This is a genomic window from Acinetobacter courvalinii (assembly GCF_014635545.1).
In the GTDB taxonomy this organism is placed as follows: domain Bacteria; phylum Pseudomonadota; class Gammaproteobacteria; order Pseudomonadales; family Moraxellaceae; genus Acinetobacter; species Acinetobacter courvalinii.
Genome location: NZ_BMDA01000001.1, coordinates 357,113 through 370,217 on the forward strand (window position 1 = coordinate 357,113; position 13,105 = coordinate 370,217).

The following is a 13,105-nucleotide window of genomic DNA, read 5'->3' on the forward strand; positions in this document are numbered from 1 at the left end:
AATTAAATAGGTTGTTTTTTAATCTCTATTTTACGATGGCAATTGCAAAGCCATCATGACCTTTTGAGCCGACCGTTTGTAATGCGGTGCAAGATAAAAGCTGAGGATGGTCTTTCAATGCCGTGAATGCCTCACGAATCCCTTCAATACTCGGTTTCTTGTTATTCGGATCAAGAATATCCCCGGCACGAATCACGTTATCCAGCACGATAATGGTGCCCGAATGGGCCAGTTTTAAACTTAAATCAAAATACTCAGGATAACTTTGCTTGTCCGCATCAATAAAAATCAAATCAAAGGGTTGGCTGCCTTCAGCAATCAACTGATTCATGATATCTGCACCACGGCCTTTTTTTAGCTCGATGGTGGTGGGCATATTGGCAAAATCAATATTTTCCTGTGCGATAACAACATGGGTATCGCGTCCTTCAACAGTGAGCAAATAACCATCTTCCGGCAATGCCTTGGCGAGCCAAATGGTACTGTAAGCCCCAAAGGTGCCTAATTCCAATACACGTTTGCATTGGTTCATCTGGATCAGCATCTGCAAAAACATGCCTTGATTAGGTGCAACAGCCAAATGATTAGAAAAACCCTGCGTATCGGTATTGTCTAATGCATGTTGAAGTCTTGGGTCTGTGGGAATTAAATGTGAATTGATATAGTCATCAATCTCGGTCCACATCTGTTGCATAATCAAATTTACCTATGAATCTGTTAGCTGCATTTTAAACGTTTATGACCAGAGTGCAATTTGATTGCTTAATTAATCTGGTGTAATGAAATAAAAAAGAGATCAATGTGATCTCTTTTTAAGTGGTTATAGGTTTGTTAGAAATTACACATCGAGCTATTACGGGTCAGGTCAGGGCCCCAGGTACGATAACCTTGCGTATCAATATGAATCTGTCCGGAACTATATAAACCAACGCCGATGTCCAGACTTTGTCCATGCTGTGCCCAGAACTGGCATAACTTGAATTTGGTCTGTTCAATAAAGGCATAGTCTTGAGGCTGCGGATATTCAGGCCCGATGCGGAAATCAATAGCCGAGTTAAACAGATGTTTGGATGAACCTGCACCGCCTGCACACTGGTTTAATGGTAAATCGCGATAAACCGAGGTGACTTCAAAATCGGTTAAGACTTTTGCTGCGACCAGATATTTAAAGACACGTAAGGTTGGCAGGGCATTTCCCCATAACTCACGGTTTGGCACCATATATTCAGAACGACCACATTTTTGCCAGTCGCGTGCCGTCCGTAACAATTCAAAACTTGGCACAATATGCGCAACATTATTACGCGCTAAAAACTGTTCATATTCGCGGACACGTGCATAATTGTCGCCTTGACCGAGCCATTGGCGATAGGAGGCAGGTTCGACTTTATTGGGAACAGGGCGGGTAAAAGTGACTTGTTCTTGAGGGATATAAATTCTTTTACCTTGGTTTTGATTGACTTTCGGGGTTGAACTTGAGCAACCCACCATCATCACAGGGATGACAAATAATGATAATAGACCCTGTAATTTATTTCGAATCATAAAAAGCGCAGTTCATAATCGATAGGCGTATTATTTTAATGCAAAATGGCGCCTGAATAATGAGGTAATTGCAAAGAAATGTGTGATTAAAGTATAAAAAAGACCAGTAAAACTGGCCTTTCTTCATTATTTTTCTAAATATTGCAGCTTGTCTGGCTTGCCATTCCACTCTTCGCGGTCAGCAGGTTGCTCACCAATTTGAGTGATGTTATTGCCTGCCCATTTTTCAGACAATTCGGCATTGAGTTCGATAAAGACTTCTTGGCCTTCTGGTAACTCATCTTCCGAGAAAATCGCATTTGCCGGACATTCAGGTTCACATAGTGCACAGTCAATACACTCATCCGGGTTGATCACCAGGAAGTTAGGACCTTCGTAGAAGCAGTCTACTGGACAAACTTCCACACAATCTTGATATTTACATTTAATACAATTTTCGGTGACAACAAAGGTCATGGCGGCAGCTACCTAAAAATATGGTTTTCATTTTGAATAGCGTATTTTAGGCAAAAAATACCGATAGAAACAATTCCTTTTATTGATATTTATTATTCGTATCAATGAAATGGACTTATTTATATGACTTTTGTTGATAATAAGTCTCAACTACAGCCGTAATTCGCTTATTTATGCTTTTTCTTGAGACCACCACCGTCTTGCTTATTCACTGTTGCCCAGGCAATCCGTTCAGCCTCTTCCTGAGAGCGGCCTTGGTCTAGCTCGCTTTCTTCAATATGTTTGGCTTGTCGTTTCTGTTTTGCGGTATATGCAGTTTTATCACCACGAGACATGACATGTTCCTCCATAGACTGATAGATCTGATCTAGAAATAACATGATCAGATCAGGCAATGGGTGAGGGATTGTTTGTTTAAACGGTATCTGTGTAAATCAGCTCTAGTATAAATTCCAGAGCTGATTTGGGCACAGTTAACTTTCAAGTGTCTGACTGGTCTTGAATAAGGCTTTGAGTTGATAAAGCTGTTCCAGTGCCTGACGTGGTGTCAGGTCATCTACATCAATATTTTGTAACAACTCTAAGGCCGGTGATTTTGCTTCAACCTCAACAATTTTCTCAATCACCTGCGTTTCGATTTCATGCTCAACAGAACTGAATAAGTCATTCTGAACGCTACTAGGCAAATGCTGATGCTGTTGCTTTTCCAGAATTTTTAAACGTTTCTGGGCTTCCTTGATTACGCTTGCAGGAATCCCGGCCAGTTTCGCAACCTGTAAACCATGACTTTGGCTGGCTGGGCCATGCTGGACTTTATGTAGCAAAATCAGATTGCCATTTAGTTCCTGTGCGGTGACATGGTAATTGTCAATGCCTGCTTCACCACCTAACTCAGTCAACTCAAAATAGTGAGTGGCAAATAGGCATAAGCATTTAACCCGTTTGGTTAAATCAACCACACAGGCCCAAGCCAGAGAAAGGCCATCATAGGTACTGGTTCCACGACCGACCTCGTCCATCAGCACTAAAGACTGGCTGGTGGCATGATGCAGGATCTGTGAGGTTTCGGTCATTTCAACCATAAAGGTCGATTTACCTGTCGATAAATCATCTGCTGAACCGATACGGGTAAAGATACGGTCAATCGAACCCAGCTTTGCAGCTTTGGCCGGAACGAAACTGCCACAGTAAGCAAGCAGGCTAATCAAGGCTGTCTGACGCATAAAGGTCGATTTACCGCCCATGTTTGGACCGGTAATGATTGCCATACGATGCTGGGGATCAAGGAAAGTATCATTCGGTGTAAACGGGGCTTTATTTAATGCTTCGACCACAGGATGGCGACCAGCCTGAATCTTGATGCAGGTTTCAGCGGTAAATTCTGGTCTTGCCCAACTGTTTAATCTGGCTTGATGGGCAAAGTTTGCCAATACATCGATATGTGCAATCGCGGCACTCATCATTTGCAAATGTGCAATATTCTGACGTAATTCATCAAGCAATGATTCAAATAAAAGCTTTTCACGGGCGAGGGCGCGCGACTCACTTGAAAGCACTTTATCTTCAAAGCCTTTCAGTTCTGGTGTGATGTAACGTTCCGCATTTTTCAGGGTTTGACGACGGATATAATCGGCAGGGGCCTGTTCAGCTTGTGCACGTGTCAATTCGATATAATAGCCGCTGACCCGGTTATAGCCGATTTTCAGGGTATTGATGCCGGTACGTTCACGTTCTTTAATTTCTAAATCAATCAGGAACTGACCTGCATGATCACGAATTTTACGGAGTTCATCCAGTTCTTCATCATAACCTTCAGCAATGACATTGCCGTCACGTAATAGCACTGGTGGATTTTCAACAATCGCAGCCATTAAGTGCTGATGTAGACTCTTAAAATCACCCAGCTCTTGGTCAAGCTGTGTAAGTAATTTAGATTGCTGGGTTTTTAATACAGGCGCCAAGGCATGACGCAAGAACGGAATCTGTGCACAGGCATGACGGAGTTGTACCAGATCACGGGGACGAGCACTGCCTAAAGCAACCCGGCTGAGCACACGTTCAATATCACCAATTTCTTTCAGCACCAGCCGAACAGGGGCTTCATGAAAGCCTTTTAATAACTGTTCAGTCGCATCAAGACGTGCATCCAATATGGCTGTGTCACGGATCGGTTGCATCAAGGTTCGGCTCAGCAAACGTCCACCCATTGCGGTTTGGCAATCATTGATGAGCTGAAACAGTGAAGTGCCATGTTCAAATAACGGTTCAATGATCTCTAAATTGCGGCGCGTAATCGGATCAAGTGCAATAAAGTCAGTACTTTGCTCAATCTGGATGGAGCGGATATGCGGTAACGCGGTTTTTTGGGTTTCTTTTGCGTAGTGAATCAGGGCTGCAGCGGCAGCTCTGGCAAGCGGGAATGGATCAAGACCAAATCCAGATAAGGTCGACACTGAAAATTGGTCACATAAAGTCTTATGCGCATTATTTAAATTGAAGTCGACATTTGGACGTTTGGCAATCGGGCAGTCCAGATTTTTCTTGATCTGTTCAATAATATTTTGGTCAATCAGATCCTCATCAATCAGGATTTCGCTCGGCATCAAACGTGCCAGTTCAATTGCCAGTTGCTCTGGCTTATAGTCCTGCTGCTGGACTTTAAAAATACCAGCACTCAGATCAAGTAAAGCCAGACCGATCTGATTTTGCTGAATACACAGCGCCACCAGATTTGAAGATTGATAACTGCCCAGCAGGGCATCATCGGTCAAGGTTCCAGGCGTCAAAATACGGACGACTTTACGTTCCACTGGACCTTTACCTGTGACCTCACCGACTTGCTCACAGATCGCAACTGTACGGCCAGCTTTGACTAAACGTGCTAGATAACCTTCCGCTGAATGATACGGAACCCCCGCCATCGGAATCGGTTGTCCGCTGGCCTTACCACGATGAGTTAAGGTAATTCCTAACAGTTTGGCGGCCAAGTGAGCATCTTCAAAGAAAAGCTCGTAGAAATCTCCCATACGATAGAACAGCAAAGCATGTTGATAGTCGGTTTTGACTTTGAGGTACTGCTGCATCATAGGTGTATGTGAAGATAAGTCAGCCATTATTTCTGTGCTATTCATGTATGTTAAATCCTTAAATTTAAACAATAAATATGTTTGTTTTGAAAGTTTGGCTGTCTAACCAATTCTAACAACATCTGTGCAAATCTGACCTAATCTAAGAAAAAAGTGTACCTTTTGGTGTACCTTTTTTTATGTCAAAATTGAGTCAACAGTGTGTGTGAGGTCTCTTGGAATTCACACGCCTGTCATCTTAACAAATCAATGCTGATTCACAAAAAGGTATACGAATATGAGTGAAGAAATAAACAACAAAAAGAAAGTTGCTCTATCCGCTCGCGCTATAGATAAAATGAAGTTTGGTGATGCAGTTAAAAGTGATATTGGTGAATACACAGGCTTAAGAGTTGTTTGTGGGAAAACTGGACTTAAAAGTTTTATATATCGTTATAGAAGTCCTATAGATAACTCCATAAAGAAAATTACTTTAGGTAATTATCCGAACATGTCTTTAGCCGAAGCCCGTATAGAGCTACAGAAACTAAAATTGTTGCGCTCCCAAGGCGTTTGTCCTATTTCAGAACGAAAGGGTGAAAAAGCTCTAAACAAACAAAAAAAAGAAGAGTCTCTGGCACCTAAAACCTTGACCTTAAAAGATGTGGTAGATCTTTACTTAACAGAAGTTATTGAAGATCGAGTTATTGTCGACCAGAGAACTGGAGTGAAAAAGATAGTAGATGGATCAAGAAGTCTAAAAGGGCAGCAAGAGGCAAGACGAACGTTATATGTAGATGCTGTTAAAGAACTTGGACATAAACAAGCTGATAATATTGTAAGAAAAGATATTGTTGAGTTAATTAAAAAAATTATAGATCGTGGTGCTCAGGTTCAAGCTGGACGCGTATTGTCTGAATTAATAGCGGCTTATGATTATGCTATTGGTCTGGATTACTTTTCGGAAAGCTTTGCAAATCCAGCGTTACTTGCAAAATCGAGTTTAAAGCAAACGAGGATAAAACTTACTTCCAATAAACGTACTCGAGTACTTTCTGATTCTGAATTAAGACACGTTCTTTCTTGGCTACCTGAATCAGGTTTTTCCACACATCATAAAAGTATCTTGATGATTTCGCTTTGGACAGGAGCACGGACAGGTGAAATTTGTTCTGCCGAATGGAAGGATATTGATTTGAATAAGGCAACTTGGCATTTAAAAGCCACTAAAAATGGTAGTGAGCGTTTTGTTCAACTCTCCAAGCAATGTTTAAACCACTTAAATGCTTTGCCAAGTTTAAATAGTCTTTATTTATTTCCTTCATTTCGTACAGGAAAGCCAATAGCCCAAAAAACATTAACGGAAGTTAAATGGCTTTTGAAAGGAGAGGGTCGGGCGAAGAACCATAATTTTCAGCCTCATCAACTTTGGCCAAAGGATATGGAAGATTGGAATCCACATGATTTGAGACGAACATTAAGAACAAATTTATCTAGATTGGGGTGCCCGGCAGATATTGCTGAAGCTGTATTAGGCCATTCAAAAAAGGGAATAGAAGGTACCTATAACTTACACACTTATGAAAGTGAATGTGCTGAATGGCTACAAAAGTGGGCAGATTATTTGGATGAAATTACAACTTAAAGTGAAAAGAACGATTTGCTGAATTGACAGAGAAACAACCTTAGTAAAATTGGACAAGAGCATATAGCTTTTGTCTTTTTTTTGTGCTTTTATATTTGTGCTTTTTGCCATTTTTATTGTGTGTTTTATTAGTATATTGACTGTTATTAATAGATTTAATTAAAGACTTATATTTGTTCTGTATGCCTTTAAAATAATAGATTATTCGGAGTAGAAGTGAATAAAAATTATATAAATTTGAATGAAAAGTTTTTGTTTATATTTAAACACAGGGTAGCTGGATCATTGAGCGGGAATTTAGCTTTTAGAAAAGTACATTTATTGTTCAAAGAACATGTCGATATTTTGCAAAAAACTGCACAGCTTATTCGGGAAGTTCGGGAAGGTATCTGGGAGGAAAATCAACTGGATGTATTATTTTCTGAACCGAGAAATTTGAATAAAATTGTTGAGGTTTGTGAGGCTCTAGACTCTTATCGCTTTTCAGAAAAACTATGTGACAATCCAATTATTTCGAGAAATATTAATTTTCAAGGACTGTTAAAAATTTATAAACATTTAGATTTGGGATTGAGTAATGAGATACGTAACAAATTTAGTAGCCAGAATTCAATTTATGGGCCATTGAATCCGAACCAAACCAAACAGATAGAAGTTAAATATAAGAGTCAGGCACTCATTTATCCTGGTTTTAAAGATGGTCATAAGGTTTGGACGATTGAAAGTTTCCCTTTAGAGCAAATTAAAAAACTTATTGCACAAGTACGCGATCAAAGTGAAAAGTGGTTTATAGAAGACAACAAAGCTTTAAATCTACAAAATCAATTAATTCATAAAGAAACCATTAGACTTAATGCATTATTAGAACAGCATTCGAGTCTTTTTGTTTTAGTTCTTGATATAAGATTAATTAATTACTTTACAACCCATCATAGAATATCAGAAGAGAACTTTTGGTGGGGCAATGGACCAATTGTAATTGCTATACGGAAGATGCTTGAAGAGTTGCCAGAATGCTTATATGGGTATACTAAGGCTGAGAGGGATCTTCGCTTAGGCATAAATTTACACTGTATTCTCTACTTTAAATACACGCCCAAATTTAATGAGCAGCAAATCATTACATTGTTAAAGGAAAAGCTTGCCGTACTTTTTCCCAACTTGAAAAACTTTGAGGTTAGAAATTGGAACAATGTACTAAATAAATTCTACTCGAAGCTTGCTGTTGGTTGTGTGAAAAAAAATAACAAGGATCAAATTAAGGCATTTCAAGATTGGGTATTGAATTATTACTTTATGAGTGATCGGTATCTTTGGCCAGAATTTCAAGTTCCATTTGAGATGGAAACCTCAAGATCATATAGACAAGGTGAAGCCATTGTAAAAGAAATAGCGGCAGCTAATAAGAAAATGAAAAGTTTTTGTCAGATGCAAAAATCCATCCATGTGGATGAGAAAAGTACTTGGATAACTAGTCATTTATCCAAAGATGCAAATGCAAGAATCCAATTGTCTCAATGTTACAATCGAGAAAAGCAAGAAGTCTTATCAAAAAGTCTAAATTATATTGAAATTTTCATAGAAACGATTTTGGCATCAACGTTCAATGCTTTCGAATTAAAACAAGATCAAGTAGGTATGTCGAAACGAGGAATCCAGATGATAGAAAAAACCATGACACGTATTGGGCGGCAATTTTTTTCACTTGCAGATCATTACTTACAATCTAATCAAAGTTGTCCATATCATCACCTTTTTAGAAAAAAAATAAATTTTGAGTTAATTCATAATTTTAAAGCACTAGCTTCTCTTGATAATTTGGTTTTAAAAAATCTAATTGATGTAAATAATCATATAGTTGAGTTAAGGAATTTCTTAAATATTCCTATAGAGCAATTGGGTAATAGGTCAATTGCTGACTATCGGATGTACCAATCACAGAAGTATAAAAAAAGGTATGAAGCAATTACACCATATGTAAAGCAGCTATTTAAGCAGGATGTGAAGATTTATCATGTTAAATTACATCTTAATTTTATGGATGCAGTTATTACGCAAGGGGAGTTTTCAAAGCTACTAACAAAGTTTTTTCATGGGGCAAAACGTGCTAAACCTCTATATTGGATGACGGGGTATATTGGTTTTTGGCGTGAAAATTCAGAGTCTGAACCTTATGCCGAATTAGTATTTTTTCTTGATAAAAGATCATTTGATCAAACTGATCAGCAGATATTTGATTGGATTTATAAAAACTGGTCCACTTGTCTTGATAAAAATTATAAATCTAAGACTCTCTGGGCAAAAACTGATAACTCTACCCTTATCTTAGAGCAGAAGAAGGCAAAGTCAGCATCAATCGAAATCTATTCACAACCATCTGTACTTTTAGAGAGTGATAATAAGCCTAGACAAAAAACATTTCTTAAGGAAATTATTCATGAGTTAATTGTTGATTGTACCTTCGAAGAAAAGCCAGAAAAGAATATTCCGAAGGCTTTGATTAAAGGTAGTTTGCCAAAGAAAAGACAAAGAGCGGTGAAGGATAAAGGTCTAAATAAAAATGATGACAAAGAGACGTAACTCTCGCTTAGCTTAATTTAAGTTATTTCTCCTTCTTATCGGAAGGTTTGCAATTGCAAGTGTCCGACTTTGTCGAGCAAATTTGATTTTGGCTTAGTGGGTTTTTAATGTAATGAATAATATACTTAATCTATATAAAACATAATCTTAATAATAGTTATGAGTATAGGTTAGTTGAAAAGAGCTGTAAGGAGAAAGAGCTATGTATGTAAAAAGATATTTATAGCTCTAGTCATATGAACTTTATATCCCAAGGATAATTTCATATGAACACTTCAACCGTTTATGTAAACGAGTCTGAAATACTTATTGGTATTGAACAATTTATACAACGTGTATTGTATACACCACAAATGAGTAATCAGGAATTCACTCAACGTTTGCTTGAATTAGTTCCTCTATTCGAAATGATATTTGATCCAGATTTAGAGTATTGCGAGAGTGTAGAAACATTTAAATTCATCGCTAATGAATTACGTGTGTTACAGAATGGTCAGTTGCCATCCTTTTTTGAGCTTTACGATTCTTGTCATATAGACGGTGGATCTTATTCTTCAGAAATTGGTTGTTATAAAGATTATATTATCGAAAATCAGAACGACATTGAGATCGATCTAAAGTTTTTCCAGCGACAAGAAAAACGTAATAGGAAAAGCTTATTTGAGTACCTGACCAAGTTGACGCGGCACTATTCTAGATTGCTATTTGTACGTGTTGATTTAGGGATACAGTATGAGCATCAGTCTACTGTTGATATTGAACTGTTCAATTTTTATTTGCATAAACTATTAAAGCGAGTGCACGATCAGAGTACTTGTTTTAAAGACTTACAAGGTTATGCATGGGCGATTGAGCAAGGTGAGAAAAAGGGATACCACTGCCATTTGTTGTTGATCTACGATGGACATAAACATCAGAATGACTTTGGTTTAGCTTCGATGGTTGGTGAATGCTGGAAAGAGATTACGGACGACCAAGGATATTTCTTTACTTCGAATACACCTGAATATAAAAATCGACTAGAGCAAAAGGGAGTATTGGGAATAGGTATGATACATCGTGATAATCCTCAACAAGTGCTAAATGCACTCAATGCTGCAATGTATCTAGTAAATCCTGAAAAGGATGGGCAGCATTTAAGGGCCCAGATAAAAGCGATGCGAACCTTTGGTAGAGGTTTGTTTGAGGTAGACTGGCGTAGAAACAGTACAGTTTCTGACATAGGCTCAGAGATGTTCCTGTAGGTTTAGGGAGAGGATGTGTAATTCAAGACAGGATTACACATCTTATGTATTACTTTACTGAATGCGATAAGCGTAAGTACCACTGGCAGTACTGATACTGACCTCACGAATATATTCAGCTTTACAGCGTGGATAGGCGAGCGCAACTGATCCATAACGCATGTTGCTATAGTCGTACATTCTGGTTATCCCACAATTACCTCGATTGACTTGAATGCCTGTGATGGTTGTAGGCGCATCATTGAGTGAGATGACATCGATCTTATCGATATAGCCAGTCATTGAGCCTTGGGATTCAGCACGATAGACCTTAATGTCAAATTCTTCCTGTACTGGTCGATTCTCTGCAATCGGTTCAAGAGCAGGATCAGCATATTCCTGATCACTGGTTTCTGCTTGAGGCACACTGACCTCTAATTCACTCAGATCAGTCTCAAGGATACGTTTGGTTTCTGGATCAATGTCGGTTTGTTCTTGTTGAGCTGATTTAGCTTGTTCCGCTTTATGCGAAGGGCTACATCCATTCAATAAGGACATCAATACAGCTGAAAGTAAAAAGGGCTTCATGTTCGGCATGACAACCTCCTAAAAAGTTTTCTGCTCTTTAATCCAAAGGAACTTTGATATTTTGCGCTGATCAAGATGCTGGATCGAAGAGCAGAAGTTTAAGCGTAATGGGATTGACCTTTATCGGGCTGACTTATTCTCGAGATAGAGTAAAACAGCCATGCCTTGTGCATAAATACGCTCATCTGCCTTAGAGCTATCACCACCTTTGAAAAAAACGGCATCACCTGCATTTGCTAAGGCAATGGCACGATTAGAATTCAGTGTGAAACCTTTCCAGAGTCCATAGCCATCGCCATCTTTGGCATAAGCTTTAACATTGATGCCATCCAGCTTGAAATTGTTAGGGATGGATTGCCAATCCTTTGCCAAGGCATAGAAGGCATTGCATTGAATATTGCCTTTACATCGCTTTACCTTTGGTGCTGATTGAGGGTTGGTGTAGATTTTGCTCATACTCCCCACATCCGCATGACTCAGTGTTGCGCCGAGTAGTCCGATGATGAGTGTCCCACCTTGTAAAAAACGGTTGATATGTTTGTTCATAAACAAAGAATCCTGATTATTGTTGTTGAATCGGTTATTGCTTTATTACGGTTAATTGAACATTGAGATCGGCCAGACAATGGCTTTACCCAGGTTATAGGCATAACTACGATCTGCTGTGGCACTGCAACCTTTTAAGTAGGCTGAGAACAGCAGGGCAATCAAGATATAAATCCCGATCAGATAATGTTTGATTTGCATGCTGTACTCCTAGCGTGACTGACAGGCTTGAGCAGCACGAAGCATTTGCTCAGTAAAGTCTCGTGGTAGATCGAGTTGGCTCACATTCTGTTGACCAAGCTTTTCCATTACTTCAGGTGAATAATGTGCTTCCAACTTGTCATAGACACAGGAACAGGTGGAACGATCTGTGCCACCAGATTGACAGCCAGCATTAAAGTCACGTTTGGATTTGCTTTCACAACCTGTCATAGCAACAGCCGTCAGCAATACAACACCCATAAAGGGCAGACGATAAAAAAGAGACATGATGATTCTCGTCATTAAAGAGGATGATCGATGCCTGACATTAAAATAGGTGTAAATACGGATTGACTGGTTTATTGCGGTGGTTGTTTATTCCAACCCGCCAATGCCATCAATATATAGAACAGGATCACTAAGGCCATAAAACCTAGAAAAGCAGGGCCAAGCCAGATCACAACACCAATAATTAAAATCAGACGTGCAAAAATCTTCACAGCCGAAGCAAAGCAATGCTGTATGACTTGAATAGACGAGATGAAATTGGAATAAAGCTAAATGCTAAAAAAGAAACAGTCATGATTGACTCCTTTGGCTATAAAGAAGTTTCACCACATCACTGCTAAATAATGGTGGCGAAACGAAAAGGGGTTAGCAGACTGATAGCCAAAGGGATCAGCACACCCGAAGGTGTCCCCCTCCCGTTCCGCCGCAGAGGGGGCACGCAGGGATACCCACCAAAAAGTTAGACTTTTTAGTGTGCTTCGGCTGATCGGTCTGCTAAAACCGACTGACCATGAGGGTCAGCAAGTCCATCATAATCATAACGATTTGATAGGTCAATTCGATTTGTCCTGATGTTTTGTACAACTCAGTAAAAAATGAACAGCTCTACGATTCCAAATTATTTCAAATACATATTACTGAAATGAAGTAACGCCAAGCAGCGTCCTAATGAGGTCTGCAACGGCGTTTTAAACAGTCATTTCAAACATTGGAGAAACACCATGTCGTATCTGGATAACGAGGAAGAAATCTATAACCCACGTTTCCGTGAAGCCCAACCTTTGCAACTGAGCCTTGCCAGTGCGCCCACAACTTTGGCAGTGCTAGGCATGAGCTTAGCTAAGTCGATGGGTTTCTCACCGCTGATTGGTGGGGTTGCAGGCGCAGCATTAGGTGGGGTGATTTTAGTGCTGGCAGATCAAACCAGATCCAATATCAGCACAGCCAAATACTGAGTAAAAATTAAC

Annotated in this window: 14 protein-coding genes; 4 read left to right on the top strand and 10 right to left on the bottom strand. The window is 39.4% G+C overall.

Annotated elements, in window-relative coordinates; all coding sequences use genetic code 11:
* Window positions 1-25: 25 nt before the first annotated feature.
* The 5 genes from IEV39_RS01565 to mutS all read right to left on the bottom strand — a co-directional run bounded on the left by IEV39_RS01565 (window position 26) and on the right by mutS (window position 5,132).
* A complete protein-coding gene (locus tag IEV39_RS01565) occupies window positions 26-694 on the bottom strand; it encodes an O-methyltransferase (protein ID WP_005287721.1) in 669 nt (222 codons plus the stop codon).
* 137 nt (window positions 695-831) lie between these two features.
* A complete protein-coding gene (locus IEV39_RS01570; protein ID WP_005231517.1) occupies window positions 832-1,545 on the bottom strand; it encodes a D-Ala-D-Ala carboxypeptidase family metallohydrolase in 714 nt (237 codons plus the stop codon).
* Window positions 1,546-1,671: 126 nt separating this feature from the next.
* Complete coding sequence (gene fdxA, locus IEV39_RS01575) at window positions 1,672-2,001, bottom strand: ferredoxin FdxA (protein WP_004652744.1); 330 nt, start codon at window positions 1,999-2,001, stop codon at window positions 1,672-1,674.
* A 167-nt stretch (window positions 2,002-2,168) separates the two neighbouring features.
* Window positions 2,169-2,336, bottom strand: a complete 168-nt coding sequence (locus IEV39_RS01580; RefSeq protein ID WP_032866431.1) for a hypothetical protein — start codon at window positions 2,334-2,336, stop codon at window positions 2,169-2,171.
* A 138-nt stretch (window positions 2,337-2,474) separates the two neighbouring features.
* A complete protein-coding gene (gene mutS / locus IEV39_RS01585; protein WP_005287715.1) occupies window positions 2,475-5,132 on the bottom strand; it encodes a DNA mismatch repair protein MutS in 2,658 nt (885 codons plus the stop codon).
* A 232-nt stretch (window positions 5,133-5,364) separates the two neighbouring features.
* Here mutS and IEV39_RS01590 point away from each other — a divergent pair, with 232 nt between their 5' ends.
* The 3 genes from IEV39_RS01590 to IEV39_RS01600 all read left to right on the top strand — a co-directional run bounded on the left by IEV39_RS01590 (window position 5,365) and on the right by IEV39_RS01600 (window position 10,535).
* The gene (locus IEV39_RS01590) at window positions 5,365-6,711 is read left to right on the top strand and encodes a tyrosine-type recombinase/integrase (RefSeq protein WP_005287712.1); all 1,347 of its coding nucleotides are present in this window, start codon (window positions 5,365-5,367) and stop codon (window positions 6,709-6,711) included.
* A gap of 216 nt (window positions 6,712-6,927) precedes the next feature.
* On the top strand, window positions 6,928-9,291 hold the full coding sequence (locus IEV39_RS01595; protein WP_005287709.1) for a hypothetical protein: 2,364 nt from the start codon (window positions 6,928-6,930) through the stop codon (window positions 9,289-9,291).
* A 266-nt stretch (window positions 9,292-9,557) separates the two neighbouring features.
* On the top strand, window positions 9,558-10,535 hold the full coding sequence (locus IEV39_RS01600) for a YagK/YfjJ domain-containing protein (RefSeq protein ID WP_005287707.1): 978 nt from the start codon (window positions 9,558-9,560) through the stop codon (window positions 10,533-10,535).
* Window positions 10,536-10,589: 54 nt separating this feature from the next.
* Here the strand turns inward: IEV39_RS01600 and IEV39_RS01605 are convergent, their stop codons facing one another.
* The 5 genes from IEV39_RS01605 to IEV39_RS01625 all read right to left on the bottom strand — a co-directional run bounded on the left by IEV39_RS01605 (window position 10,590) and on the right by IEV39_RS01625 (window position 12,349).
* The gene (locus IEV39_RS01605) at window positions 10,590-11,111 is read right to left on the bottom strand and encodes a hypothetical protein (RefSeq protein WP_005287704.1); all 522 of its coding nucleotides are present in this window, start codon (window positions 11,109-11,111) and stop codon (window positions 10,590-10,592) included.
* Between the two features lie 111 nt (window positions 11,112-11,222).
* A complete protein-coding gene (locus IEV39_RS01610) occupies window positions 11,223-11,648 on the bottom strand; it encodes a hypothetical protein (RefSeq protein ID WP_005287701.1) in 426 nt (141 codons plus the stop codon).
* 51 nt (window positions 11,649-11,699) lie between these two features.
* A complete protein-coding gene (locus tag IEV39_RS01615) occupies window positions 11,700-11,849 on the bottom strand; it encodes a hypothetical protein (protein ID WP_005287698.1) in 150 nt (49 codons plus the stop codon).
* Window positions 11,850-11,858: 9 nt separating this feature from the next.
* The gene (locus tag IEV39_RS01620) at window positions 11,859-12,137 is read right to left on the bottom strand and encodes a hypothetical protein (protein WP_005287694.1); all 279 of its coding nucleotides are present in this window, start codon (window positions 12,135-12,137) and stop codon (window positions 11,859-11,861) included.
* Between the two features lie 71 nt (window positions 12,138-12,208).
* Window positions 12,209-12,349 (bottom strand): hypothetical protein, encoded by a 141-nt coding sequence (locus IEV39_RS01625; protein ID WP_155757812.1) that lies wholly within the window; start codon window positions 12,347-12,349, stop codon window positions 12,209-12,211.
* Window positions 12,350-12,859: 510 nt separating this feature from the next.
* Between IEV39_RS01625 and IEV39_RS01630 the strand changes: the two genes are divergently transcribed.
* On the top strand, window positions 12,860-13,093 hold the full coding sequence (locus IEV39_RS01630; RefSeq protein ID WP_005193976.1) for a hypothetical protein: 234 nt from the start codon (window positions 12,860-12,862) through the stop codon (window positions 13,091-13,093).
* Window positions 13,094-13,105 lie beyond the last annotated feature (12 nt).